Below are 25,550 nucleotides of genomic sequence, written 5' to 3'. Positions count from 1 at the left end.
CGACCGGACGGGCGCTACAGCTTCTGGACCGGCGCGTACCGCAGCAGCAGCTTCTTCGGCCGCTCGTCGCCGAAGTCGACCGTGGCCTTCGCCTGGTCGCCGAGGCCCTCGACGGCCGTCACCGTGCCCAGACCGAACTGGTCGTGGGTGACCCGGTCGCCGACCACCAGCGTGATCGTCGGCTTGTCCGAGGTCCGCCGGGTCGCGAAGCCCGAGGGCCCGGAGCGCGAGCGGGACGCGGACAGCGACGACGTGATGCCCGACGTCGGTCCCGCCGGAGCCCCCATCGGGCCCTTCCGCTTCCACTCCAGGTGCTGTTCCGGGATCTCCTCCAGGAACCGCGACGGCGGGTTGTACGAGGGCTGGCCCCAGGCGCTGCGCATCGCCGCCCGCGTCAGGTAGAGCCGCTCGCGGGCGCGGGTGATGCCGACATAGGCGAGCCGGCGCTCCTCCTCCAGCTCCTTGACCTGGCCCAGCGCCCGCATGTGCGGGAAGACGCCGTCCTCCATGCCGGTCAGGAAGACCACCGGGAATTCGAGGCCCTTCGCCGTGTGCAGGGTCATCAGCGTGACGACTCCGGAGCCGTCGGTGTCCTCGTCGGGGATCTGGTCGGAGTCCGCGACGAGCGCGACCCGCTCCAGGAACTCGGAGAGGGTGCCCGTGCCCTCCTCCTCGCCGCGGTCCTGCTCGAATTCGAGCGCGACGGCGGCGAGCTCCTGGAGGTTCTCGATCCGGGTCTCGTCCTGCGGGTCGGTGGAGGCCTGGAGCTCGGCGAGGTAGCCGGTCCGCTCCATGACCGCCTCCAGCACCACCGCGGGCCCCGCGCCCGATTCGACGATCGTGCGCAGCTCCTCCATCAGCGTGTTGAACCGCTTGACGGCGTTGGCGGAGCGCGCGGCCATGCCGTACGCCTCGTCGACGCGGCGCAGCGCCTGCGGGAAGGTGATCTTCTCGCGCAGGGACAGGGCGTCGATCATCGCCTCGGCCCGGTCGCCGATGCCGCGTTTGGGCACGTTCAGGATGCGGCGCAGCGGGACCGTGTCCTCGGGGTTGGACAGGACCCGGAGGTAGGCCAGGACGTCCCGGACCTCCTTGCGCTCGTAGAAGCGCACACCGCCGACGACCTTGTACGGGAGGCCGACCCGGATGAAGATCTCCTCGAAGACACGGGACTGCGCGTTCGTCCGGTAGAAGATCGCGACGTCACCGGCCTTGGCGTCGCCCGCGTCGGTCAGCCGGTCGATCTCGTCGGCGACGAACTGCGCCTCGTCGTGCTCGGTGTCCGCGACGTAACCGGTGATCCGGGCGCCGGAACCGGCGTTGGTCCAGAGGTTCTTCGGGCGGCGGCTCTCGTTGCGCTCGATGACGGCGTTGGCGGCGGACAGGATCGTCTGGGTGGAGCGGTAGTTCTGTTCCAGCAGGATCGTGGTCGCGTCCGGGTAGTCCTCCTCGAACTGGAGGATGTTGCGGATCGTGGCGCCGCGGAAGGCGTAGATCGACTGGTCCGCGTCACCGACGACGCACAGCTCGCCGGGGGCGTCGGCGGCGCCGGCCGGGCCGACCAGTTCCCGTACGAGCGTGTACTGGGCGTGGTTGGTGTCCTGGTACTCGTCGACCAGGACGTGCCGGAACCGGCGGCGGTAGTGCTCCGCGACGTCGGGGAAGGCCTGGAGCAGGTGGACCGTCGTCATGATGATGTCGTCGAAGTCCAGCGCGTTGGCCTCGCGCAGCCGGGACTGGTACATCGCGTAGGCCTGGGCGAGCGTCTTCTCGAAACCGTCCGCGGCCTGGCCGGCGAAGGTCTCCTCGTCGATCAGCTCGTTCTTGAGGTTCGACACCTTCGCCGTGAACGACTTCGGCGGGAAGCGCTTCGGGTCGAGGTCGAGATCGCGGCAGACCAGGGCCATCAGCCGCTTGGAGTCCGCGGCGTCGTAGATCGAGAACGAGGACGTGAAGCCGAGCTTCTTCGACTCGCGGCGCAGGATCCGTACGCACGCGCTGTGGAAGGTCATGACCCACATGGCGTTGGCGCGGGGGCCGACGAGCTGCTCGACGCGCTCCTTCATCTCGCCGGCGGCCTTGTTGGTGAAGGTGATCGCCAGGATCTGGCCGGGGTGCACCCCCCGCTCGGCGAGCAGGTGGGCGATGCGGTGGGTCAGTACCCGGGTCTTGCCCGAGCCGGCCCCGGCGACGATGAGCAGCGGGGACCCCGCGTGCACGACGGCGGCGCGCTGTTCGGTGTTCAGCCCGTCGAGCAGCGCGGCGGCGTCGATCACCGGGCGGTGGGCCCCGTCGCGGTAGTACGCGTCGCGGGGCGGCGGGGGCCCGTCGAACACGCCCCCGAAGAGGTCCTCCGGCACCGCTTCGGGTGCCGAGTCCTCGGGGGGCGGCGGGGGCCCTTCCTCCGTGTGCTGGAGGCCGGCCAGGAAACTGTCGTCAAAGAGGCTGCTCATCGCTGTCCGAGTCTAGGCCGCCGCACTGACACCCCGGGCTCACATGGCGAACCGCACACCTCCGCACACCTGCGCGCGGCCACCCTGAGCGATGCCGGACGCACACTGCGTGGACGGATCCCGTGCCTGACCTGCCCGCACCGCGTCCACTTCACCAAGGTCACGAAAATGTATCGGGCATATCGAACATCAACCTTCACAGCGGCACCATGAGTTGGCTAGCGTGCACGTTCGGGCGGCCCGTACCCCCAGAGGCGAACCACGCCGAGCGGACGTCCACGCCGAATCCGGGCTGCCTCCATGGAGTCCGGAACCGGGGACCCACACGCAGCACCGGGGTGAATCGGTCCGAAATCCCCCACCAGGACCGTAGGGCAGCCTTCCGTTCCGCCCGAACCCGACAGCTAACCCGGTAGGCGGTCCACGGAAGGAGATGCCGGCCTTGGCGTCGCATCGCAAACCGCGCCCCCGGGTGCGCAGCACCACCCCGGCCATCGGGTTCACGACGGCCGCACTCGCCTCGGTGACCCTGCTGTCCACGCAGAGCGCGCTGGCGGCCCCGGCCCCGAAGCCCAGCATCGAGGACGTGCAGAAGAAGGTCGACGACCTCTACCGGCAGGCGGGTACCGCGACCCAGCACTACGATCAGGCGAAAGAGGCGTCCGCCAAGCAGCGCACCGAGGTGGACACGCTGCTGGACGACATCGCCCAGCGCGCTGACAAGCTGAACGACGCCCGCCGGACGCTCGGGAACTACGCCGCCGCCCAGTACCGCGACGGGGCGCTCGCGCCGACCGCCACCTTCTTCCTGGCGAACGACCCGCAGTCGTTCTTCGACCAGACCCACCTCATGAACCGGATGGCCACGAACCAGCAGCAGGCCGTCACGGACTTCCGTACGAAGCAGGCGGAGGCGTCCAAGAAGCGCGCCGAGGCGGTGACGAGCCTGGAGACGCTCACGGCGTCCCAGACCCGGCTGCGCACCAGCAAGCAGAACGTCCAGGACAAGCTGACCGAGGCCCGCACACTGCTGTCGAAGCTGACCGCCGAGGAGAAGGCGCGCCTCGCCGAGCTGGAGCAGAAGAAGAAGGACGAGGCCAAGCGCAAGGCGGCGGAGCTGGCGGAGAAGCAGGCCGCCGCGAAGGCGGAGGCCGACCGCAAGGCCAAGGAGGCCGGGGGCGGGACCGGCACGGGCACCGGGAGCGGCTCGGGCACCGGGACGGGTTCCGGGACGGGTTCCGGCGGCTCGGACAGCAGCGCGACGACGAAGGCCGGGAAGGTCCTCGCGTTCGCCAGGGCCCAGATCGGCAAGCCGTACGTCTGGGGTGCGACCGGCCCGTCCTCGTACGACTGCTCGGGGCTCACCCAGGCGGCGTGGAGGGCGGCGGGCGTCAGCATTCCGCGGACCACCTGGGACCAGGTGAATGTGGGCACCCGGATCGCGACGGCGGATCTGCAGCCGGGGGACCTGGTCTTCTTCTACGACGACATCAGCCACGTCGGCATCTACAAGGGCGACGGCATGATGATCCACGCGCCGAAGCCGGGGGCGAACGTGCGCGAGGAATCGATCTACTACATGCCGATCTACGGGAGCGTGCGGCCCGGTTAGGGGCGTTGCGGTACGGCGGGTGGCCCCGAGCAGCGGCCATCCGCCGTACCGCTGCCAGGCCGGTCGGTCCGGGCCAGGCAGCGGTACGGTCGGGTCGGGTCAGGTCCAGAGCGTGGCGATGAAGATGTTGACGACCGTCAGTCCGCCCACCGCTGCGAAGAGGCCCTTCTCGACCTTCTCCTCGTCCCGCTTGACGTAGACGAGCCCGAGGATGACGACCAGGATCAGCAGCTTGATGCCGATCTTGACGTTGTTCACGGGGTGGTCGTCGGCCTGGTCGAGCCCGACCAGGGCGATACCGGTGACCAGCATGGTCAGCGCGCCGTGCAGCATCCCCGGCACGAAGCGTGCCGTCCCCGCGCCCATCGCCTTCATCTGGGTGAGGAAGCCACCCAGCAGGGCGGCGATTCCGATGATGTGCAGGGCGACGAAGACATCGATGAGTACACGCATGGTTCCGCACCTTAGCCCTGGCCATATCAGCCTCCCGCAGCCAGGTGAGGCTTACTGGACGCTTGACTGATGAATGCACCAATTGCCTGACTCTGGTGCAATTTTTCCGGTCATCCAGCGACAACGCTGGGCAAAATTCGGGCAATAGGCGTCATTACGACTCCTGCCCGTGCCCCGGGTTTAGCGTCCCTACCCAGGTGACCGGATCACCGCCGATCCGTACCCGGACGGCACCGTCCGGTCGCCCCGCCGAGAGATCCGGCGGCGGGCCGCTCCCCCTGTTGGTGACCCGCCGCCGGACCGGGCGGGCCCGCCGGTAGGCCCCGACGGGCAGTCGACAGGAAGGACCCCCGCCCTCGTGGCCGCGCACCGGAAACCCAAGCAGCGCCCGTACAACGGCTCTGCTGCCCGCACCGCAGCGACCCTCGCCCTCGCCGGGGCCGCGACCGCTGCCGCGCTGCCGGGATCCGCGCACGCCGACCCGACGCCCACCCCCGCCCGGGTCAAGGCCGAGGTGGACCGGCTGTACCGGGAGGCGGAGGTCGCCACCGAGCAGTACAACGGCGCGAAGGTGAAGGCGGCCGCCGCCGCCGAGTCCATCGACGCGATGCGCGACGAGGCCGCCCGCAGGACCGAGCGGCTCAACGCCTCGCGGGACGCGCTGGGCGCGTACGCGGCGGCGCAGTACCGTTCCGGCGGTCTCGACCCCTCCCTCCAGCTGGCGCTCTCCTCGGACCCCGACCAGTACCTGGAGCGCGCCTCCTACGTGGAGCGGGCCGCCGCCGGCCGGGCCGACGAGGTGCGCACCGTGCGGCGCCAGGTCGCGGACGTGGCCCAGCTGCGGTCGGAGGCGGCGGGTCAGCTGGCCGAGCTCACCGCCCGCCAGGCCGACCTGAAGAGGCACCGGGCGACGGTCCGCGCCAAGCTGTCCGAGGCCCGCACCCTGCTGGCCCGCCTCTCCCCCGCCCAGCGCGCCGCGTACGACGCCTCGGACGGCGGCCGCGGCGCGGGCCACGCCGACCGCAGCTCCCCGCGCGGCTCCGACCGGGCACCGAACGCCCGCGCCGCGGCAGCCGTCGCCTTCGCGTACGGGGCCCTCGGCAAGCCGTACGTCTGGGGCGCCACCGGCCCCTCCTCGTTCGACTGCTCCGGCCTCACCCAGGCCGCCTGGCGCTCCGCGGGCGTCTCGCTCCCCCGGACCACGTACACCCAGATCAACGCCGGGCAGCGCGTCGCGAGGTCCGAACTCGCCCCCGGCGACCTGGTGTTCTTCTTCTCGGGCGTCAGCCATGTCGGCCTCTACATCGGCAACGGCCGGATGATCCACGCCCCGCGCCCGGGGGCCCCGGTGCGCATCGCTCCGGTCGACGAAATGCCCTTCGCCGGAGCGACCCGGGTGGCATAGGGAACGCGGACCCGCCCTACGCGCCGATCCGGCTACGGGCCCACTTCACCAGCTCGCGGTCCGCGAGACTCGCGACCCACAGATCGGCCTGCTCGGCATCCGGACCCGGCGGGACAGCGCCGAGCCCGATGACACGGAGGCCCGCCCGACGGGCCGACTCCATGCCCGTGATCGAGTCCTCCACGGCCAGGGCCTCCTCGGGCGGAACGCCGCAGAGGCGGGCCGCCACGTCGTAGACGTCGGGCTCCGGCTTCGGCCGTACGTCCGGCCCGGCGACGACCACGTGTTTGAAGGAACGGAGGAGGCCGGCCCGGTCGAGGCACGATTCCACCATCTCCCGGGGGCAGTTGCTCGCCACCGCGAGAGGGACGTGGCGGGCGGCCAGCCCGACCAGCGCGGCGGCACCCGGCATGGTGACGGGGTCCTCGTCGACCAGCGCGGTGAAGGTGACGAGGAGCGTGTCGGCCAGGTCGTCCGCGAGATCCGGCTTCCCGGTCTCCTCGGCCATCAGCGCGCCGCACTCCTTGTAGTGCACGCCCTTGGCGCGACCGGCGAATCCGGCCGGCGGCTTGAGGCCGAAGGCCCGGAAGGTGCTGGTCCGGGCCTCCTGCCAGTGCCGTTCCGTGTCCATCAGGGTCCCGTCACAGTCGAAGACGATGGCGGACGGGGACCACGAAAGAATGCTACGAGCTGTCATGTCACTACCGTTCTCGGAGACTGCTCCGACCTGTGAGGTGCATGAGTGCCGGTGAACGCCGGAATTCGGATGGGCCACTCGCAGAAATAAGAGGGCCGAAAGACTTCACTGGCCACTGCGAGCATGTGCACGCCGCTGAGCGCGCCGCGCCGGACGTCGATCACCGTTTTCGACTCATGCCGAAAACATCGTAGCCATTACGTTATTTCCGCCCCTCCGATTTCCGCAATCACCAATTCGAGTGCATGAAAATTCCGTGACCACGGGCGGCCGGCGCTCGCGCACGGGACGGAGAAGGGGCCACGACGCCCGGAATACGCCCATCGGCCCTGGTGAGCCGCACTTCCGGTTCGGCGCAGTGCCGTTCGGGGCGGAGCCGTCGGGCTCACGCGAACCAATTTCCCCCAGCAGGGCGACAGATTGTGTGAACACTCACCCGCACGCGCACCGTGGCGAAATAATAAGATCTTCGCGCGCCGCGACCGAGCCCTCCCGGGGGAGGGTCTCCATTCTCCGTCGCAGCGTCAGAACGTTTGAGCGAAGGCGGAACTGAAGTGCAGGACAGGGCTCACGCAACCCGAAAAGCACTACTGGAATCAGCAGCACATCTATTTGTCGAACGGGGTTATGCGGGAACGAGTGTAAATGACATAAGTGATCACTCGGGAAAAACCAGCGGGGCGATCTATTTCCATTACTCCAGCAAGGAGCAGCTGGCACTGGCCGTGGTGCGCGAGCAGTTCTCCACCTGGCCGCAGCTCGCCGCCCCCTACGCCTCGCCCGACATGCCCCCGCTCGAGAAACTGATCGTTCTCAGCTTCGGTATCGCACGGTCCCTCAACGAGGACGTCGTGGCGCGCGCGGGCGCACGACTGTGGGCGGAACGCCGCGGCATCGAGGCAGCCGTGCCCACGCCGTTCGACGCCTGGGCCCTGTCCGTCACCCGGCTGCTCGCCGAGGCCCGCACGAGGGGTGAACTGGCGCCGGGGGTGGAGCCGTCGGCCGCGGCCGTGACGCTCGTGTGCGCGTTCTACGGCCTCTGCACACTGGCCGACGACCTGCCGGGCGGGCGGGACTGGCGGGAGCGACTGGACCACTGGTGGCTGCTGATACTGAAGTCCCTCCAGGCGGACCCGGACCCGGCCGCGCTGCTCGCCCGCGCACGGGCGCGGATTCCCGCGCAGCCGTAGGTCCCGGCTCCGTGTCCGTATCGCGCCGGCCGACGGAATACCCTTCGCCGGAGCGGCCCGGGTGACATAGGCTCCCGTCCTTCCGGCTCACCGGACATCCGACCCGACGGACCGAGGGACACCCACACATGCCGATGGACTTCGACGTCCAGACCTACGCCCGCACGCTCGCCCTGCGCGCCCCGGACCATTACCGGGTCGGCCCGTTCACGGTGCGCCACAACGTGAACTGGTCGCTGAAGTACGCCAATTACGCGATCCCGGACCAGGGCGCCGAACCGACACCCGGTGAACTCGACGCTCTGACAGCGGCGTTCCGCGAGCGGGACCGGATGCCGCGCCTGGAGTACCTGCCCTCCTGGGCACCCGCGGTCGAACCCGCGCTGCTCGCCGCCGGGTTCACCGCCGAGAACCGGGCCCCGATCCTCGCCTGCGCCCCCGGTGACCTGCTGACGCCGAAGCCGGTGGACGGTCTGGTGACGGCCGAACCGGCCACGGACGCGGAGTACGACGCCGCCGCCCTCGTGCAGCACCTGGGATACGGCGGGACCGGCGAGCCCGAGAGCGGCCAGGCGGCGTGGCTGCGCGACGCGGCGGCGGGCGGCGGGGTCGCCGCGCTCGCCACCGTGGACGGCGTCCCGGCCGGCGTCGGGGGCTGCTCGGTCCCGGTCGACGGCCTCAGCGAGCTGGTGGGCCTGGCCGTCGCCGAGGGCTTCCGCCGCCGCGGCATCGGGGCCGCCCTCTCCGCCAGGCTGACCGCGACCGCCTTCGCGCAGGGCTGCCGGGTGGTGTGGCTGGAGCCGGGCGACGCCGATGTGGAACGGATCTACGCGGGGATCGGCTACCGCAGGGTCGGCGAGAAGCTGAACATCTCCCTCGACCCGGAGCGGCCGGCCGGCTGACCCGCGGGGCCCGGCGGCCGGCCCGAGGCCTACCGGCAGGCGTCAGACCAGGCGTCGGGCCGTCGCCCAGCGCGTCAGCTCGTGCCGGTTGGACAGCTGGAGCTTCCTCAGCACCGCGGAGACGTGCGACTCGACCGTCTTCACCGAGATGAACAGTTGCTTGGCGATCTCCTTGTAGGCGTAGCCGCGGGCGATCAGCCGCAGCACCTCGCGCTCGCGCTGGGTCAGCCGGTCGAGGTCCTCGTCGACCGGCGGCGCGTCCGTCGAGGCGAAGGCGTCGAGGACGAAGCCGGCCAGCCGGGGCGAGAACACCGCGTCGCCGTCCTGGACCCGGAAGACCGAGTCGACCAGGTCGGCGCCGGTGATCGTCTTGGTGACGTAGCCGCGGGCGCCGCCGCGGATGACCCCGATGACGTCCTCGGCAGCGTCCGAGACGGACAGCGCCAGGAAGCGCACCGGGTTCTCCACCGCGCCCATGAACGGGGCGCAGCGGCGCAGCACCTCGACACCGCCGCCGCCCGGGAGATGGACGTCCAGGAGGACGACCTCGGGGCGGGTCGCGGTGATGACGGTGACCGCCTGGTCGACGTCGGCGGCCTCACCGACGACCTCGACGCCGGTCTCCTCGGTGCGGCCGATCTCGGCCTGTACGCCGGTGCGGAACATCCGGTGGTCGTCGACGAGCACGACTCGTACCCGGCGCTCCGGGCCCTCGTGGCTCCCGGTCGCCTCAGTGGTCCCGTTCATCGCTCGTCCTCTCCATTTCCAGCTCGACTTCCGTGCCCCCGCCGGGCACCGAACGCAGCCGGGCGGTACCGCCGTTGCGCTGCATCCGGCCGATGATTGATTCTCGTACGCCCATTCTGTCCCCCGGTACGGAGTCCGGATCGAATCCGGGGCCCCGGTCCCGCACCGAGACGAAGACCGTGCGGCCCTCGACCTCCGCGTAGACCTGGACGGCGCCGCCCTCGCCACCGTACTTGGCGGCGTTGACCATCGCCTCGCGTGCGGCCTGCATCTGTGCGGTGAGCTTCTCGTCGAGCGGGCAGTCGCCGACGACGACGACCTCCAGCGGGACGCCGTGCTTGTCCTCGACCTCGGCGGCGGCGCGTTTGACGGCCTCGGCCAGGGTCTCTGGTTCGTCGTCCTCGTCCTTGCCGGTGCCCTCGGGGTTGTAGAGCCAGTTGCGCAGCTCGCGTTCCTGGGCGCGGGCCAGTCTGCGGACCTCGCCCGGGTCCTCCGCGTTGCGCTGGATCAGCGTGAGGGTGTGCAGGACGGAGTCGTGCACATGGGCGGCGACCTCGGCCCGCTCCTGGGCCCTGATGCGCATCAGGCGTTCCTCGGAGAGGTCCTGGGTCATCCGCACGAGATAGGGCCCGGCCAGCAGGGCGATGCCGGTGAGCACGGCGATGGCCGCGGTGAGGACGTTGCCGAGCTGGGCGGCGGAGCCGCGTACCACCAGGAAGACCGTGAGACCGAGGCCGACCAGGGCGACTCCGGCGAGCCCCCGCGCCAGGTTCAGCACCCGGCGGCGGCTGCCGACCTCCATCCAGCGGGCGCGGCGGGCGTTGTCGGCCTGCCGCCACACCAGGACGGAGCCGGCGCCGATCAGCAGCGTGGGCCAGATGTAGCGGTCGGCCTTGCTGCCCATGTCGACGTTGCCGACGAAGATCACGGCGCCGATGAGCAGCGCGACGAGGGCGAAGACCTGGCCCCGGTCCGGCTTGCGGAGCCGGCGTCTGCCGTCGGGGGCGGTCTCGAAGACGGAGCGCGGGCTGTCCACGCCGCCGACGCCGAGCGGGACGACGATCCAGAACACGGCGTACAGGAGTGCGCCGAGGCCGTCCGCGAAGAACAGTCCGAGGAAGACGAACCGCACCCAGGCGACCGGCAGTCCGAGGTGTCCGGCGAGTCCGCGTGCGACGCCGCCGAGCAGTCGTCCGTCGGCGCTGCGGTACAGCTTGCGCAGCGGCGGCTCCTCCTGGTCGGGGTTGAGAGAGCTGGCGGCTCGGGCGGTGGCGGCTGGCATGACCCGATCGTCACACGTGCGTGCGGGCGGTGGCATCAGGGTCGGCCCCCACTTCAACCCTGAGAGCCGGGGACGGACCGGGACAGGACGGGCCATGACCGGACCGGGCGGCGGAACGGCCCCTCAGGGTCCGGCGGGACGGATCTCAGGGTTCGGCCAGGGTCGGGACGGGTGCCGGACGGCCCCGGCGCCCGTCACCATGGACCCATGACCGTTCCCCAGGATGCGCCGCCCGGCGTCGTACCGCCGCCCCCCGGGCCCGGCCCGCGGCTTCGGCGCAGCTCGCGGCAGAAGGTGGTGGCCGGGGTGTGCGGCGGCCTCGGCCGGTACTGCGACGTCGATCCGGTGATCTTCCGGATCGTGCTCGGTGTGCTGTCCGTGACCGGCGGTATCGGGCTGATCTTCTACGGCTTCGCGTGGCTGCTGGTCCCGCTGGAGGGCGAGGACGAGAACGAGGCGCGCCGGCTGCTGTCGGGCCGGGTCGAGGGGGCGTCGCTGGTCGCGGTGCTGCTCGCGCTGATCGGCTGCGGCCTGTTCCTGTCCATGCTGGGCAACGGCGGCACGCTGGCGTTCGCCGCGATGCTGTCCCTCGCGGTGCTCGGCTTCTCCGTCTGGACGCAGCACCGCAGGACGGCCGATCCGCAGGGCCCGCTGCATCCGGCGGCCGCGCAGGCGGTGTCGGACGCGCCGCCCGAGGTGAAGGCGCCGCCGCGGCCGGACAGCCCGTCCTGGTGGCGGGACCCGATCATCAAGGACGGCACCTCGGGGCCGGTGGGCTCCGGCTATCTGTGGGGGCCCTCGGACACGGTGATGGACGCCGGGGCGGCCCGGCCGCCCGGGGCGACGGCCGATGCCCCGTTCCGGGTGCCCCGGCCGTCGCGGGGGAACCCGGAGGCGACCTCGATCGCCGGGGCGGTCTTCCTGCTGGCGCTGCTGGCGGGCGTCGTGGGCGCGCAGGCGAACTGGGACTCCCAGCCGCTGGGCAGGAGCCTGCAGATCGGCCTGGCCGCCGCGCTCGCGGTGTTCGGGGCCGGGATGGTGGTCAGTGCCTTCGTCGGCCGGACCGGCTTCGGCACGGTGCTGCTCTCGGTGATCACCGCGGGCCTGCTGGCGGGTGCGTCCGCGCTCCCCGCCGAGATCACCGCGCACTGGGTGCGCGAGGAGTGGCGGCCGGCCTCGGTCTCCGCCGTGCAGCCCCGTTACGAAGTGGGTTCCGGGGTGGCGGACCTGGACCTCACCCGGGTCGCCGTGCCGAAGGGCGACACCCTCAGGACCCAGGTGGAGGTCGGTGCGGGCCGGGTCGTCGTGCGCGTGCCGGAGGGGGTCACCGTGCGGCTGAACGCGCGGGCCGGTCTCGGTGACATCACCCTGCCCGGCGAGTGGCGAAAGGGCGACGTGGACATCAGGGTCTCGGAGAACGAGCACCACACGCTGCGCCCCCCGTCGGGCGGCACGCCGGCCGGCACCGTGGAACTCGATCTGAAGGTCGGCATCGGACAGGTGGAGGTAGCCCGTGCTGCGTCATGAGATCCGGCCCGGACGGGCCGTGGCGGGCCTGGTGATGCTGGGCCTGGCAGCCGGTTACGCGGCCGATGCCGCCGGTGCCTGGCACGCGCCGTGGGTGTTCTTCGTCGCGCTCTTCACCGGCGGCCTCTGGGTCGCCGTCCTGACCACGTGGGTGGCCTACCGGATCCGGCGGCGCCGCGACGCGAAGAGGGCGTCCAGGGAGAAGGACGCGGCCCCGCCGAGCAGCAGCGGCAGCCAGGCCATGAGGTAGGCCAGGTCGTTGCCGAGGTAGTAGGGCTCGACCTGCCAGCTGACGGTCAGCCAGAGGCTCAGCGAGATCAGCGCACCGCCGAGCGCGGCGATCCTGGTCCACAGGCCGAGGAGCGTGCCGATCCCGACGGCGAGTTCACCGATCGCGATGGCGTAGCCGAAGCCGGACGGGCTCTTGAGGGCGAGGTCGACGAGGGCCGGGATCGCGGAGGAGTCCCGGACCGCGCTCATGGTCTCGCCGATGGAGCCGTTGCCGGTGGTGTGGAAGAACGCGCTGTCGGTCAGCTTGTCGAGCCCGGCGTAGAGGAAGGTGACCCCGAGGAAGATCCGCAGCGGCAGCAGGGCGTGCTCCCGCGCCAGCTCCCGCAGGCTCCTGGCCTCGCCCAGACCTCGCCCGTTCATGCCGTAGTGCATGGTTCTCCCGCCTTCCGCAGCCCCGCGGCGGACCGCCGGGTCCCACCCACAGAGCCATTCGACCCTCGCCGGACCGTTCGACCCGTCACCAGACCTTACGTACGCGGGGATGGCGCTGCTCACCGGATGCCCGACGAGTTCGCCGGGCGGCGGGCGAGCGGGCTCCGGAGGGCCTCAGTCGGTCACGTCGATCTCGACCCGGTTCGACTCCGTCCCCGCAGCCGTGACCACCTGTACCTCGACCACCCCCGGCTCCACCTCCACCGGCACCGGCACCGTCAGCACCGTGTCGGTCGGGTTGGCGAAGCCGCCGGGGACCGGGATCAGCGGGACGTGGACGTGGACCGTGCCGATCCGGACGACCATGCGGGCCAGCCGGTCGGGGGCCCCGGCGCCGGGCGGGACGAATCCCGCGCCGCGGATCTCGATGTCGTCGCCGGTACGGATCGGGGCGTCCAGATCGCCGGCCTCCCGGGCCCTGACGACCGACAGCACCACCGGCCGGCCGGACTCGGTGTACTTCCCGGCGAAGTAGGCCGCCGCGGAGACGGCCACCAGCAGGGCCAGCCCCCAGGGCAGATCGGGCAGTTGCTCGGGCCGCCGGGCCAGCCGGACCGCAGCGAAGAGCACGGCGACGGTGCTCACCAGCACGTACTGCACATCGGTGAAGCCGCCCCGGCCCGAGTCGTCGGTCAGCAGATCGGCGGCGCGCGGCCGATCGGCCCGCAGCTTCTGGAGCCGCCCGGACACCACCCGTACGCTCACCACCCGCCGCACCACCACGGCGATGGCGCACACCAGCGCCAGCACGGTCACCACTCCGGCGCCGCGCGCCAGGTCCAGGCCCTCGATCAGCGCGTCGCGCTGTGCGTGGCCGGAGGCGCCCGCCAGCTGGAGTGCGAGGACGAGTACGGAGAAGACCGCGAGCAGCACCCAGGACGCGGCGACCGCGCGGGAGGTGGAGAGCCGGTTGTCCTCACCGATCAGCGGGGCGAGGAGGCCGCCGCGCGCCCGGTGGACGTGGGCGGCCGTGGTCAGCAGCCCGGCGGTGACGAGTCCGGCGACCAGGCCGGCGGTGCGGGCGTGGGTCCAGCCCGCCCCGATCGCGGTGGCGGCCTCGGCGATCGCGAGTACGGCGACGGCGCCCCACACGATGACCAGGGTGCGCTGCCACACCCGGTACAGCCAGGCGTCGCCCGCCTCCCGGCCCCGGTCGGCGACGGCGCGCGCCGACTGGGTCAGCTCGTCCGATACCCACTGCCGGGTCGCGGAGGCGGACCGGGCGACCCCGGAGGGCAGCCCCTGGCCCGCGGCGAGTTCGTCCCGCTTGGCCAGGAAGGCGGCCACCGCGCGCCGGTGTCCCTCGCGCGCTCCGTGCGGGCAGTCGCCGCACGTACAGCCACCGCCGTGCGTGCCTTGTCGTGCCTCGTCCAACGCCACGGAGAACGCCGCCCTTTCCCGCCCCGGTACAGCTGTGGCTCAATCCAACTCAGCTGTGATTGCTGCGAATTGTGCCGTACCGGGAGGGCTGCTCCCGCATCGGGGCGCAGCGGGCGGCCGAGATCGTCAGAACGTTCGAGCGATGCGCTGCCACTGCGGCTGGTAGTTGATCCAGGCGACCAGGTCGCTGCCGAGCTGTTCCCGGGTGGTGACGGCGTCCCGGTGCTCGATCAGCACCGGCTTCCCGGCCGCCCGCGCGGCCAGCTGCACCTGGCAGGACCGCTCCATCGTGAGGAACCACCAGGCCGCCGCGTCCACCGAGTCGCCCACGGTCAGCAGTCCGTGGTTGCGCAGGATGACTGCCTTGCGGGCGCCGAGCGCGGCCGCGATCCGGCGCCCCTCCTCCTCGTCCACGACGACCCCCGTGTACGCGTCGTAGAGGGCGTGGTCCTCGTAGAAGGCACAGGACTCCTGGGTGATCGGCTCGATGAGCTCCCCCAGCGAGGCCAGGGCGCGGCCGTGCACGGAGTGGGTGTGCGCGACGGCGACGACGTCCGGGCGGGCCCGGTGCACCTGGGCGTGGACGGCGAACGCCGCCTGGTTGACGTGGTGGCGGCCCTCGACGACCTGGCCCTCCCCGTTGACCAGGATCAGCTCGTCCGGCCGCAGTCCCTCGAAGGGGGCGCCGAAGGGGTTGACCCAGAAGCAGTCGGGGAATTCCGGGTCGCGTGCCGTGATGTGCCCGGAGACGCCGTCCTCGTACCCGTACTCCCCGAACAGCCGCAGCGCCCCGGCCAGCCGCTCCTTGCGGTACGCGCGCTCGTCGCCGGCGGAGGCGTGCGCGGGCGGCATCGCGAAGTGCAGCTGCTCCACGGGTATGGGTGTGGGCTCGGGCATGGCGGCTCCTCTGGGGCTCCCGGGCGTGTGGGACCAGTCGTACGGGATCGGGCGCAGGAGATCAGTGGTACGGGATCGGAAGTTACCGCCGGTTGCCGCAGGTGACCAGAGGCACGGTGCATCGATTCGGGGCGGAAACGCGGCGATGCCGCCGCCCGTGGGAAACGGACGGCGGCATCGCCGCGGGAACCGGGAGGGGGATTACTCCCACTCGATGGTGCCCGGCGGCTTGCTCGTCACGTCGAGGACCACGCGGTTGACGTCCGCGACCTCGTTGGTGATGCGGGTGGAGATCTTGGCGAGCGTCTCGTACGGCAGTCGCGACCAGTCCGCCGTCATGGCGTCCTCGGAGGAGACCGGGCGCAGCACGATCGGGTGGCCGTAGGTGCGGCCGTCGCCCTGGACGCCGACGCTGCGGACGTCCGCGAGCAGGACCACCGGGCACTGCCAGATGTCGCGGTCCAGGCCGGCCGCGGTCAGCTCCTCGCGGGCGATGGCGTCGGCGTCGCGCAGCAGGTCGAGCCGCTCCTTGGTGACCTCGCCGACGATGCGGATGCCGAGTCCGGGGCCGGGGAAGGGCTGGCGCTGGACGATCTCCTCCGGCAGGCCGAGCTCCTGGCCGACCATCCGGACCTCGTCCTTGAACAGCTGGCGCAGCGGCTCGACGAGCTGGAACTCGATGTCGTCGGGGAGCCCGCCCACGTTGTGGTGGGACTTGATGTTGGCGGTGCCGGTGCCGCCGCCGGACTCGACGACGTCCGGGTAGAGGGTGCCCTGCACGAGGAAGGCGACCTCGGGGCCGTCCTCCTGGAGGATCTCCAGCTGGGCCTGCTCGAAGACGCGGATGAACTCGCGGCCGATGATCTTCCGCTTCTGCTCCGGGTCGGACACGCCGGCCAGGGCGTCGAGGAAGCGCTTCTCCGCGTCGACCACCTTCAGCTTCGCGCCGGTCGCGGCCACGAAGTCCTTCTCGACCTGCTCCGTCTCGCCCTTGCGCATCAGACCGTGGTCGACGTAGACGCAGGTGAGCTGGGAGCCGATGGCCTTCTGCACGAGGGCCGCGGCGACCGCGGAGTCGACCCCGCCGGAGAGGCCGCAGATGGCGCGCTTGGTGCCGACCTGCTCGCGGATGAGGGCGATCTGCTCCTCGACGACGTTGGTGGTCGTCCAGTTCGGCTCGATGCCGGCGCCGCGGTACAGGAAGTGCTCCAGCACCTGCTGGCCGTGCGTGGAGTGCAGGACCTCCGGGTGGTACTGGACGCCGTAGAGCTTCTTCTCGTCGTTCTCGAAGGCGGCGACCGGCACGACGTCGGTGGACGCGGTGACGGTGAAGCCCTCGGGGGCGGCGGAGCAGGCGTCGCCGTGCGACATCCACACCGACTGCTCGGCCGGGGTGCCCTCGAAGAGGGTCGAGCCGGTCTTGGAGACGGCGAGCGCGGTACGGCCGTACTCACGGGCACCGTTGTCGTCGACGGTGCCGCCGAGGGTGGTGGCCATCAGCTGGAAGCCGTAGCACATGCCGAAGACGGGGACCCCGGCCTCGAACAGCGCACGGTCGAGCGAGGGCGCGCCCTCTGCGTACACGGAGGACGGTCCGCCGGACAGGATGATCGCCCGGGGGTTCTTGGCCAGCATCTCGGCCACCGGCATCGTGGACGGCACGATCTCGCTGTAGACCCGGGCCTCACGGACGCGGCGGGCGATGAGCTGGGCGTACTGCGCGCCGAAGTCGACAACGAGGACCACGTCGGTGGTGGTGTCGGGGGCGGCGGGGGGTGCTGCTGGCACGGGGCGGCCTTCCGGCGGTGGAGGGGGGTCGGTCCTCCCGATTCTACCGGCGGCCGGGGGCGCTCCTCGTCGCGCCGGGTACGGGGTGCGGGGCCCGGCGCCCTCGCACCGCCCGGGGGCACAGGTGTACGACCGTCTCAGCATCCGGGCCGGGCGTTGGCTCCCGTCCGCCGCCCGGTCCATACTGTGTCCCATGCGTCAGCACACGATCTTCGTCTTTACCTATGGCAACCGGCCCGCCGGCTGCCATGGTCGTGCTGCTTGAGCAACTGACAAGCAACGTTCCAGGCGCCCCGGGCCGACAGGCCCGGGGCGTTCTGGCGTTCCGGGCCCGGTCGGCCCGCGGGGAGCCGCACCCCACCGGGAGACCCACCATGAGCAGCACCGCGACCGACCGGACCGCCACCGCCCGCACCGCCGCAGTCCGCACCACCGCCGCCCGCACCGCCGCCGAGGAGACCGGCGCGCACACCGAGGAGGCCGCGTCCCTGATCGGCGACGCCCGGTCGCGCATCGACGCCCTCGACGACCGGATCATCGGTCTCGTCCAGGAACGGATGGCCGTCTCCTCGGTCATCCAGGAGGCCCGGATCACCTCCGGGGGCCGCCGGGTGAACCTCTCCCGGGAGATGGAGATCCTCGGCCAGTACCGGGACGCGCTCGGCAAGCCCGGCACCTCCCTCGCGATGACGCTGCTGGAGCTGTGCCGCGGCCGCGTGTGAGGTGCCGCAGGCCGGACGGCCCGTCTCGCCACAGGGCTGTAGGGGCGTATCCCAGTTCGGGCCGGCTCTCACCCGTACGGCGCGTGACCGGGCCCGGCGCGGCTTCGTTGGTCCCGGTGTCCGTGCCAGCCAGGGGCGGCTGTGGCAAGAAAACCACGCGTGGCTCCGCCGGGGCGTGTGGCGTGCTCCGTGTACGCCGTGGGACCGCGCACCGGCGTGCGTGACCGGTCGGCAGGGGACAGCAGCCCGGTCACCCGAACGGCCGGCTCCGGGGACGCCCGGGGCCGGCCGTTCTCTGCTGTCCGGCCTCGCTCAGCGGGCCGCGCGACGGCGGGACACCGTGTGGAGGACACCGCCCGCGGCCAGGGCGGCCAGGGCCGCGACGCCGATCGTCAGGGCGACGGAGCCGGTCGCGGCGAGGCCGCCGCCGGAGTCACCGCCGGTGGTGCCCGTCGAGGACGAGCCGGTCGCGGACGAGCCGGTCGTGCCGCCGGAGCCCCCCGACGCGCTGCCGCCGGAGTCGCCCGCTCCCCCGGCGGAACCGCCGGTGGCCGCAGATCCGCCGGATGCCGCGTCACCGTCGCCGGTGGTGGCTCCGGAGTCGCCCGAGCCGGAGTCCCCGGCGTTGAGCACCAGCGAGGCCGTGTTGTTGGCGGGCTCGGGGTCGAAGGGCAGCTTCGGCTCCGCGAGGTGGGTGTTGCGGACCACGACCTTGCCGGACGCACCCTCGACCCTCTTGACGATCTTCAGCTCGAAGGGCAGGGCGAAGTCGGCGTCCTCACGGACGGACATCGGGGTGGAACAGAAGTAGCGCGGGGCCGCGGTCTGGTCCTCGCGGTACTCCCCGTCGGCCGTCACACCGCGGCAGGTGCCGGGCTTGGTGACGACCGAGGCGCCCTCGGGGACGGTGACGTCGACGGTGGCGACGTCCTCGCCGGAGCGGATGTACCCGATCCACGCCGGTCCCCGGTTGCGGAATCCGACGTTCACCTCGACCGAGTCGCCCGCGTCGCCCTCCGCCCGGTCACCGTAGGCCGCGAAGTCGGCGCTGTTGGCGGTACGGAAGTCGACGTCCTGCTGGTTGTCGCTCGGGTCGAGGTCGGCCGTCAGGGCCGCCGGGGCCTTGCGCAGGGCCAGCGTGGCGCCCTTGCCGGGGCTGTACTCCGCACCGGCCCGCTGCGCGGCGCGGGCGGCGGAGCCGTTCTCCTCGACCCGGTAGAGGAACGAGTCGTAGAACGCGCGCTCGGTGGCCCTGATGGCGGGCGGCTCGGCGAGCGTGTAGGCGACGCCGGGCTCGTAGCTGCCGTCGAAGGAGCACAGGGCGGTGGTCCAGGCACCGGGACTGCCCATGCCCAGGTCGGACTCGCTGTACTCGCAGTTCTGGTAGCGCTCGGTGAACTCCATGCCGCGGGTGTACCGCAGGGTGAGCAGCACGCCGTCGGCCGCGCGCGTGCCGTTGTTCGTGAAGGTGACGGGCACCGGCTGGGTGTCGCCGGGCTCCAGCTCCGTCGTGAAGGGCAGCCGCTCCATCGAGAGGTCGGGGCCGCCGACGCCGACCAGGGCGGTGAACGAGGTGAACGTGGCCCCGTCCGCCTCCGCGGTGACCTCGATGGTGCCCGTGTCGCCGTCCTCGCTGCCCTGGGCCGCGGTGACGTCGAGCTCGGCGAGCGTGCTCAGCCCCGGGAAGATGCCCCAGTCGTGGCAGACGGCACGCGTCCCGGTGGTGGTGCAGTCGGCACCGCCTTCGTCGCCGAAGGACACATCCGCGACGCCCTCGATCCCGCTGAGGTCGAAGCGGACGGTGTACTCGCCCTGGAAGGCCCCGTTCTCCTCGTCCTCTGACGGGTTGTTGACCGTGAAGTCGAGGGACGCCTTCTGCGGAGCGCCCGTCGCCGGGTACGGGTGCAGCGCGGTCTCGGCCGGCCCGCCGAGCGTGAACGCGGGGACGGCGGCCTGCGCCGGAGCGGTCAGGGTGAGAGATCCTGCGGCCATCAGACCGGCGGCGGCGAATCCACCTGCGGCGCGGCGCAGCGCCGCTCTCGGGGTCGTGCTTCTCATCGCGGGACCTTCTGGGGGGTCGGGGGGACTGTGCGGCTGCTGTGGCAGCGGTACGAGTTCGACCCCGGGCCCGTACGAACAGTTGCGCGGGCGCAGGTCACGGATTGAGCACGGACGCACACGTGAGCGGCGTCACATAAGAATTCTGTGAATCCCGGGACAACCATCGGGACACCTTGCAGGTCATGCATGCGGAACCACCGGTCACATCCGTAACGCGGCTTCACCGGTAGAGCATGAGGGGCTGCACTCGGAGGGGGGTGCAGCCCCTTCTGCTGTCCCGCTCCGGGTCAGGCCTGCCCGGCCCTTCCGGCTTCCCCGCTCTCCGCGGCCTGCCCGGCCTTCTTCGGCGGCACCGCGGGCATCCCCAGGAACGGCAGCCTCAGCGCGCCGAACGCCTCCTTCGGCACGGCCGGCGCCTGCGGCTCGACCGCCGCCAGCCGCTCGTACGCCTCGCCCGCCGCCGGGCGGGGGTCCCGCTCGCCCTTGTTCGGCCAGAAGGACATGGCGCGTTCGGCCTGCGCGGTGATCGTCAGCGACGGGTTGACTCCGAGGTTGGCGGAGACCGCAGAACCGTCGACCACCGATATGCCGGGGTGGCCGTACAGCCGGTGGTACGCGTCGATCACCCCGTCCTCGGCGCTCGCGCCGATCGGGCAGCCGCCGAGGAAGTGCGCGGTGAGCGGGGTGCCCATCAGCTCGCCTATGTTGGAGCCCGCGAAACCGTTGATCTCGTCGGCGAGCAGGGTCGCGCTCCGGGTCGCCTCCGCTATCTGGGTCGGGTTGGGCGCGCCGTGCCCCTGACGGGCGGTGAGCAGGCCCTTCCCGATGCCGCCGGGCTTGCGGTACGCGGTCAGGGAGTTGTCCAGCGACTGCATGACGAGCCCGATGATGGTCCGCTCCGACCAGCGCCGGTTGGAGAGCGAGCGCACGGCGAGCGTCGGGTGCTTGGCCATGTTGCCGAGCCAGCCCAGTACCCGGTGGGTGCTGAAGGGGACCTGGAGGATGGTCATCCCGCCCATCGCGTTGGATCCCTTGCCGTAGCGGACCGGTTCGATGTGGGTGTTCTCGTCGGGGTGGATCGACGAGGTGATGGCGACGCCCCTGGTGAAGTCGGCCTTGCGGCCGTGCTTCCTGCGGTACCGCCGGTCGGAGGTCTGCGCGCCCACGAGCCCTTCGGAGTTGGTCCGGGTCAGCTCGCCGAGCCGGGACGAGATACGGGGCAGCAGCCCCCGGTCCTTCATCGTGTGCAGCAGGGTCTGGGTGCCGTACGTGCCCGCCGCGACGACCACCTGGCGGGCGCGCAGCCGCGTCGGCCTGCCCTTCCTGCGGCGGTCGGTGGGGACGGTGGTGACGCGGTAACCGCCCTCCGGGTCGTCCGTGACCGCGACGACGGAGGTCATCGGGTGGATGACCGCTCCGGCCTTCTCCGCGAGGTGGAGGTAGTTCTCGTTGAGGGTGTTCTTCGCGCCGTGCCGGCAGCCCGTCATGCACTCGCCGCACTCCGTGCAGGCCTTGCGGGCGGGGCCCGCACCGCCGAAGTACGGGTCGGCGACCGTGCCGCCGGGCTTCGCCCTCGCCGTGCCGTCGGCGTCCTTGCCGTCGCCGAAGAACACGCCGACCGGGGCGAGGTGGAAGGTGTCGCCGACGCCCATGGCCTCGGCGGCCGCCCTGAGGTGGACGTCCGAGGGGGTCGTGGTCGGGTTGAGCCGCACCCCGAGCATCCGGGTGGCCTGGTCGTAGTACGGCTTCAGCTCGTCCTGCCAGTCGGTGATGTGCGCCCACTGGCGGTCCTCGAAGAACGGCGCCGGGGGCACGTACAGCGTGTTGGCGTAGTTCAGCGAGCCGCCGCCGACCCCCGCGCCGGCCAGCACCATCACCTTGCCGAGCAGATGCACCCGCTGGATGCCGAAGAGGCCGAGGGCGGGGGCCCAGAGGTAGTTCTTCAGGTCCCAGGAGTTCTTGGGCAGCGTGCCGGGGGTGAACCGGCGGCCGGCCTCCAGGACGCCGACCCGGTACCCCTTCTCGCTCAGCCGCAGAGCCGACACCGCGCCGCCGAAGCCCGAACCGACGACCAGTACGTCGTAGTCGTAGGCGGCGTCGTCCTCGGCCGCACCGGCCGGTCCGGCCTGATTCTGGGCAGGGCTGTCCTGGGACATGGCACTCCTCGGTACGAAAAGGACAGAAATGCTGCGGGCGGACAGGTCAGCGCAGGCGGAACGCCTTCATCGCCTTCAGGCTGCGGCTCATGAACGCCGCGTACTTCTCGTCGTCCATCCCGAAGGACGGGGCGAGCGGGATCAGCCGCTGCTGGGCGACCGTCTGGGCCTCGGTGTACTTGAGGATGCCCTCGGAGCCGTGCCGGCGGCCGAGTCCGGACTGCTTCATGCCGCCCATCGGGGACTGCACGCTGCCGTACGCGGGGGCGTAGCCCTCGTTGATGTTGACGGTGCCGGTCCGCAGCCGGGCGGCGACCTGGTGGCCGCGCCTGCCGTCCTTGGTCCAGACACTGGAGTTGAGACCGTACGGGGTGGCGTTGGCGAGGCCGATGACCTCGTCCTCGTCGCTGAAGCGGTAGAGGGAGACGACCGGGCCGAAGGTCTCCTCGGTGCAGACGGCCATCGGCGCCTCGACGCCGTCCAGGATGGTCGGCTCGTAGAAGAGCGGGCCGATGTCGGGGCGGGCGACACCGCCCGCGACGAGCGTGGCGCCCTTCTCGACGGCCTCCGTGACATGCCGGCTGACCGTCTCCAGCTGTCGTTCACCGACCAGTGAGCCCATGTCGGCCCCGTAGGCCAGGGAGTTGCCGAGCCGCATGGCCTTCGTGCGGGCGGCGAACCGCGCCACGAAGTCGTCGGCGACCGACTCGTGGACGTACAGCCGCTCGATGGAGATGCAGAGCTGGCCGGCGGAGGAGAAGCAGGCCCGCACGGCGCCCGCGGCGGCCTTCTCCACGTCGGCGTCCTTCAGGACCAGCATGGCGTTCTTGCCGCCGAGCTCCAGCGAGACCCCGACGAGCCGGGCCGCGGCCCCCTGGGCGACCTCGCGGCCGGTGCGGGTGGAGCCGGTGAACGAGACGTAGTCGGCGTGCTTGACGACCTCGGGGCCGACCACGGGTCCGTCACCGAGGACGACCTGGAACACCTCGGCGGGCAGCCCGGCCTCGATCAGCAGGTCACGGGCCCACAGCGCGGTCAACGCGGTCTCCGTGTCGGGCTTCATCACCACGGCGTTCCCGGAGACGAACGCGGGCAGCGCGTCACCGACGGACAGCTCCAGGGGGTAGTTCCACGGCGCGATCTGGCCGATGACACCGCGCGGCTGGCGCAGCTCGGTGACCTTGGTGAGGGTCGGTACGACTCCGGTGTGCCGCTTCGGCCGCAGATACGAACCGGCCTTGCGGCCGTAGTGCCGGGCCGCGACGGCGACCGCCTGCACCTCCTCGTGGGCGTGCAGACGGGCCTTGCCGGTCTCCAGCTGGATGAGGTCGAGAACCTCGGACTGGCGGCTGAGCACGAGGTCGTGGAAGCGCAGCAGCACGGCTGCCCTGGCCCGGACGGGCGTCGCGGCCCAGACCGGCTGGGCGGCACGGGCCCGCTCGAAGGCGGCCGCCACGTCCTCGGGAGTCGACTCGGGCAGGTCGGCCAGCTTCTCCCCGGTGAAGGGGGTGTGGTTGGCGGTACGGCCGGAGCCGACGACGCCGCGGGTCAGCTGGGCGATCACCTCGGGGGTCACGACATCGGCGGCCGTGCGCACGCCCGCGGGCGCTGCCGCCACCGGGTTGGTGCCGACACCGGCGGCGGAGGTGGGCGTGGAGGCCTGCGAGTCCGTCATGAGGGCGAGAGTACGTCCAGCCGGATGCTTTGGGTACCCGTGGGTAACGGCTTTTCACACTCCCCACAACAGCCCGTCCCGGTACGCGCCGATCGAGCCAGTGACCACTGGCGGCGTAAGCGCTGATCAGGGGCTATCTCCCAGGCCACTGGTCAGGAGAACTGAATCTTCAGGCCCTCGACCACCTGGTCGAAAATCTTCTCGCCGTCCCTGGCGGTCTGCCCCTCGGCGGGCGTCTCGACCCGGATCAGCCAGTAGGGACCGCCCTTCCGCTCCCCCGGAATCCACAGCTCCTGGTAGCGACGGCGGGGCAGGTCGAGGGAGTCGTTGGAGTACTCCGCGTATTCGACGGTCATCTCGAAGCCCTCACGCCCCTGGTGCGTGATCTTCCGGTGGGTGACGGACACCTCCTTCATCTGCGTGGAGTCCGAGCCGCCCTTCTCGTAGAACTCCTGGCGGACGGCGGCGTCGGGCCCCGGGTCGTTGGCGTCGCCGGGGGTGGCCGCCCGGTGCCAGAAGTCGATGCTGGTCACGCCTCCGGGGTCGGTGAACCAGACCGCCCCGCCGTCCGCCTGCCGTCGCTTGTACTCCTGCGGCACGGTCACATCCGCCTGGAGCACCTCTCGCTCCGGTCTGACCTGCCAGCCATCCGGCAGCTCACCGCCGGTGAACGGGTTGACGAAGATCAGAACGAGCGCGAGGACAAGAGCCAGCAGGCCCCCGCCGAAGCCGTACTGGGCCCGCCGGTTGCCGTGCAGCACCGGAGGCAGCCAGCGGTCCCCGGCCCCGCCGCGGCCGCCTCCCGGCAGCCGGGTCGCGGCGGCCGGAGCGGACGGCGCCGAGGCGACGGACTCCAGTGTCTGGCGGACCTCGGCCGCCGCGGGCCGCGCCCCGGGGTCCTTGCGCAGCAGCTGCATCACGAGCATGCCGAAGGCGCCCGCACCGCGGGCCGGCATCTGCGGCTCGGCGGACAGGACGGCCTGGAGCGTGGCCGGGGTGTGCGAGCGGCGGTACGGGGAGACGCCCTCCACCGAGGCATACAGCACCACCCCCAGCGACCAGAGGTCGGATTCGGGCCCGGGACGCTGCCCCAGCACCCGTTCCGGCGCGATGTACTCCGGCGAGCCGACGAACGCGCCGGTCTCGGTGAGCGCCTCCTCGCCCTCCACCTGCGCGATGCCGAAGTCGGTGAGGACGACTCGGTCCCCGCGTCCCAGCAGCACGTTGGCCGGTTTGACGTCACGGTGCAGCACGCCCGCGCCGTGGGCGGCGATCAGCGCGCCCAGGACGGCGAGCCCGATCCTCGACGCCTCGCGCGGGTCGAGCGTGCCCTCCTGGAGCAGTTCGGCCAGCGACTGCCCGCGCACCAGCTCCATCACGATCCACGGCTTGGCGTCCTCGACGACCACGTCGTGGACGGTGACGACCGAGGGGTGGTCGATCCGGGCCGCCGCCCGCGCCTCGCGCTGCATCCGGAGGTGGGCCACCTCGCGCTCGCGCGCGCCCAGATGCTCTGGGAGCCGGGGCTCCTTGACCGCGACATCCCGCTCGACGACCTCGTCGTGGGCGCGCCAGACCGTGCCCATCCCGCCGTCACCGAGCCGTCCTACGAGCCGGTACCGGCCGCCGAGGAGACGGCCCGCACCCTGCTCCGGGACTCGGGCCGGTGCGTCCCGCTCGGTGGGCGGCCCTGGCGAGGGCGCCGGCACGTGCGGCGGCCGGAGCGCGTAGCTGGTGGGCTCGTCCTTCTGTCCCCCGTCGTCCGTCATACGTCCATCCTGTCGGAGGACAAGTCAGCTGACCACCAGGCCAGTTGAGCGATGACAGAGCCGTGACAGTCCACTCGTGGACGGTGCTGCGCAATTGCGGGCGGTTCCGCG

Annotated in this window: 20 protein-coding genes and 1 riboswitch; of the genes, 7 read left to right on the top strand and 13 right to left on the bottom strand. The window is 71.7% G+C overall.

Features of this window, described 5'->3' with window-relative positions; translation table 11 throughout:
* Nucleotides 1-14: 14 nt before the first annotated feature.
* Complete coding sequence (pcrA, locus tag ACIO3R_RS25690) at nt 15-2,453, bottom strand: DNA helicase PcrA (protein ID WP_363022155.1); 2,439 nt, start codon at nt 2,451-2,453, stop codon at nt 15-17.
* A gap of 269 nt (nt 2,454-2,722) precedes the next feature.
* Nucleotides 2,723-2,888, top strand: a riboswitch (cyclic di-AMP (ydaO/yuaA leader).
* Between pcrA and ACIO3R_RS25685 the strand changes: the two genes are divergently transcribed.
* A complete protein-coding gene (locus ACIO3R_RS25685) occupies nt 2,887-4,065 on the top strand; it encodes an NlpC/P60 family protein (protein ID WP_402109010.1) in 1,179 nt (392 codons plus the stop codon). (Overlaps the previous riboswitch by 2 nt.)
* A gap of 99 nt (nt 4,066-4,164) precedes the next feature.
* Here the strand turns inward: ACIO3R_RS25685 and ACIO3R_RS25680 are convergent, their stop codons facing one another.
* Nucleotides 4,165-4,518, bottom strand: a complete 354-nt coding sequence (locus ACIO3R_RS25680; protein WP_362954142.1) for a hypothetical protein — start codon at nt 4,516-4,518, stop codon at nt 4,165-4,167.
* A 358-nt stretch (nt 4,519-4,876) separates the two neighbouring features.
* Here ACIO3R_RS25680 and ACIO3R_RS25675 point away from each other — a divergent pair, with 358 nt between their 5' ends.
* Nucleotides 4,877-5,923, top strand: coding sequence for an NlpC/P60 family protein (locus tag ACIO3R_RS25675; protein WP_385034739.1), 1,047 nt, complete (start codon nt 4,877-4,879; stop codon nt 5,921-5,923).
* 16 nt (nt 5,924-5,939) lie between these two features.
* On the opposite strand, the gene ACIO3R_RS25670 is transcribed toward ACIO3R_RS25675, so the two are convergent.
* Nucleotides 5,940-6,620, bottom strand: coding sequence for an HAD family hydrolase (locus tag ACIO3R_RS25670; protein WP_385034737.1), 681 nt, complete (start codon nt 6,618-6,620; stop codon nt 5,940-5,942).
* A gap of 554 nt (nt 6,621-7,174) precedes the next feature.
* Between ACIO3R_RS25670 and ACIO3R_RS25665 the strand changes: the two genes are divergently transcribed.
* Nucleotides 7,175-7,810 (top strand): ScbR family autoregulator-binding transcription factor, encoded by a 636-nt coding sequence (locus tag ACIO3R_RS25665; protein ID WP_402109268.1) that lies wholly within the window; start codon nt 7,175-7,177, stop codon nt 7,808-7,810.
* Between the two features lie 128 nt (nt 7,811-7,938).
* The gene (locus ACIO3R_RS25660; RefSeq protein ID WP_402109006.1) at nt 7,939-8,712 is read left to right on the top strand and encodes a GNAT family N-acetyltransferase; all 774 of its coding nucleotides are present in this window, start codon (nt 7,939-7,941) and stop codon (nt 8,710-8,712) included.
* Between the two features lie 42 nt (nt 8,713-8,754).
* Here ACIO3R_RS25660 and ACIO3R_RS25655 read toward each other — a convergent pair whose 3' ends face one another.
* Nucleotides 8,755-9,459 (bottom strand): LuxR C-terminal-related transcriptional regulator, encoded by a 705-nt coding sequence (locus tag ACIO3R_RS25655; RefSeq protein WP_385034731.1) that lies wholly within the window; start codon nt 9,457-9,459, stop codon nt 8,755-8,757.
* The gene (locus tag ACIO3R_RS25650; protein ID WP_385034728.1) at nt 9,443-10,741 is read right to left on the bottom strand and encodes a PspC domain-containing protein; all 1,299 of its coding nucleotides are present in this window, start codon (nt 10,739-10,741) and stop codon (nt 9,443-9,445) included. The genes ACIO3R_RS25655 and ACIO3R_RS25650 overlap by 17 nt, the downstream gene beginning before the upstream one ends.
* A gap of 207 nt (nt 10,742-10,948) precedes the next feature.
* Between ACIO3R_RS25650 and ACIO3R_RS25645 the strand changes: the two genes are divergently transcribed.
* Both ACIO3R_RS25645 and ACIO3R_RS25640 read left to right on the top strand, forming a co-directional pair.
* Nucleotides 10,949-12,268: a PspC domain-containing protein gene (locus ACIO3R_RS25645; protein WP_402109002.1), complete on the top strand. Its 1,320-nt coding sequence runs from the start codon at nt 10,949-10,951 to the stop codon at nt 12,266-12,268.
* Entirely contained in the window at nt 12,255-12,518 is a 264-nt protein-coding gene (locus ACIO3R_RS25640; RefSeq protein ID WP_402109000.1) for a hypothetical protein, read from the top strand. The genes ACIO3R_RS25645 and ACIO3R_RS25640 overlap by 14 nt, the downstream gene beginning before the upstream one ends.
* Here the strand turns inward: ACIO3R_RS25640 and ACIO3R_RS25635 are convergent.
* The 4 genes from ACIO3R_RS25635 to guaA all read right to left on the bottom strand — a co-directional run bounded on the left by ACIO3R_RS25635 (nt 12,425) and on the right by guaA (nt 17,056).
* Complete coding sequence (locus ACIO3R_RS25635; RefSeq protein WP_385034724.1) at nt 12,425-12,931, bottom strand: DoxX family protein; 507 nt, start codon at nt 12,929-12,931, stop codon at nt 12,425-12,427. The two genes, ACIO3R_RS25640 and ACIO3R_RS25635, sit on opposite strands and share 94 nt — an antisense overlap.
* Nucleotides 12,932-13,105: 174 nt before the next feature.
* The gene (locus ACIO3R_RS25630; protein ID WP_385034722.1) at nt 13,106-14,371 is read right to left on the bottom strand and encodes a hypothetical protein; all 1,266 of its coding nucleotides are present in this window, start codon (nt 14,369-14,371) and stop codon (nt 13,106-13,108) included.
* Between the two features lie 126 nt (nt 14,372-14,497).
* Nucleotides 14,498-15,268: a class II aldolase/adducin family protein gene (locus tag ACIO3R_RS25625; RefSeq protein ID WP_385034720.1), complete on the bottom strand. Its 771-nt coding sequence runs from the start codon at nt 15,266-15,268 to the stop codon at nt 14,498-14,500.
* Between the two features lie 201 nt (nt 15,269-15,469).
* Nucleotides 15,470-17,056 (bottom strand): glutamine-hydrolyzing GMP synthase, encoded by a 1,587-nt coding sequence (gene guaA, locus ACIO3R_RS25620; protein WP_363022132.1) that lies wholly within the window; start codon nt 17,054-17,056, stop codon nt 15,470-15,472.
* 374 nt (nt 17,057-17,430) lie between these two features.
* Here guaA and ACIO3R_RS25615 point away from each other — a divergent pair, with 374 nt between their 5' ends.
* Nucleotides 17,431-17,778, top strand: coding sequence for a chorismate mutase (locus ACIO3R_RS25615; protein WP_402108996.1), 348 nt, complete (start codon nt 17,431-17,433; stop codon nt 17,776-17,778).
* A gap of 312 nt (nt 17,779-18,090) precedes the next feature.
* Here the strand turns inward: ACIO3R_RS25615 and ACIO3R_RS25610 are convergent, their stop codons facing one another.
* From ACIO3R_RS25610 to ACIO3R_RS25595, 4 genes are all read right to left on the bottom strand, one after another.
* Complete coding sequence (locus tag ACIO3R_RS25610; protein ID WP_402108994.1) at nt 18,091-19,836, bottom strand: peptidase; 1,746 nt, start codon at nt 19,834-19,836, stop codon at nt 18,091-18,093.
* 290 nt (nt 19,837-20,126) lie between these two features.
* On the bottom strand, nt 20,127-21,995 hold the full coding sequence (locus tag ACIO3R_RS25605; RefSeq protein WP_402108991.1) for a GMC family oxidoreductase N-terminal domain-containing protein: 1,869 nt from the start codon (nt 21,993-21,995) through the stop codon (nt 20,127-20,129).
* A gap of 46 nt (nt 21,996-22,041) precedes the next feature.
* On the bottom strand, nt 22,042-23,670 hold the full coding sequence (locus ACIO3R_RS25600; RefSeq protein WP_402108989.1) for a succinic semialdehyde dehydrogenase: 1,629 nt from the start codon (nt 23,668-23,670) through the stop codon (nt 22,042-22,044).
* A 152-nt stretch (nt 23,671-23,822) separates the two neighbouring features.
* Complete coding sequence (locus ACIO3R_RS25595) at nt 23,823-25,439, bottom strand: serine/threonine-protein kinase (protein ID WP_385038360.1); 1,617 nt, start codon at nt 25,437-25,439, stop codon at nt 23,823-23,825.
* Nucleotides 25,440-25,550: the final 111 nt, after the last annotated feature.

The sequence above is a fragment of the Streptomyces sp. NPDC087428 genome, from assembly GCF_044744085.1.
Classification (GTDB): domain Bacteria; phylum Actinomycetota; class Actinomycetes; order Streptomycetales; family Streptomycetaceae; genus Streptomyces.
The sequence above is the reverse complement of the archived record's forward strand: the minus strand, read 5'-3'. Positions and strand labels throughout refer to the sequence as shown.